General features: G+C 47.0%; 1 protein-coding gene. It reads left to right on the plus strand.

The features are described from left to right. Positions 1-640: IS21 family transposase (istA, locus tag ACYVIL_RS16795; protein WP_460313602.1), on the plus strand; the 640-nt coding region annotated here is incomplete at both ends.

A 640-nucleotide genomic window follows, 5' to 3' on the forward strand; every position in this document is an offset into this window, starting at 1 on the left:
CAAGAAGGGCTGGTGAAGATCTATGTTCGTCAGTTCAAATCAGCAACCCAAGAGCCAGTAGTACGTTTTGAAACGGCACCAGGCCAACAAATGCAAGTTGACTTTACCACCATCAAACGTGGCAGGAACAAACTAAAAGGGTTTGTCGCTACACTTGGGTATAGCCGAGCCTGTTATGTCTGTTTCAGCGAATGTGAGAAGCAAGAGGATTGGCTGTCTGGTATTGAAGGTGCGCTGAATTACTTTGGTGGCGTCCCCAAGGAAATTCTGTTTGATAATGCCAAGTGCATCATGATTGAGCGAGATGCTTATGGTGACGGTAAACATCGCTGGAACAGTAAATTACTACAACTCTCTGCTGACTACGGTTTTAGATTACGGGCATGCCGTCCTTATCGGGCTAAAACCAAGGGCAAAGTAGAACGCTTCAATGGCTATTTAAAACACAGTTTTATCACGCCATTGGCTGCCACACTGAAACAGGCTGGACTGGCACTGGACGTCGATATCGCCAATGGGCAAATAGGACAATGGTTACATGATGTCGCGCACCAGCGCATTCACGGCACAACCAAACAGAAGCCAGAAGTCTTATTGATAAAAGAGAAGTTGGCACTGAGCGAGTTGCCAGTGACACCGG

The sequence above is a fragment of the Aliiglaciecola aliphaticivorans genome (assembly GCF_054782055.1).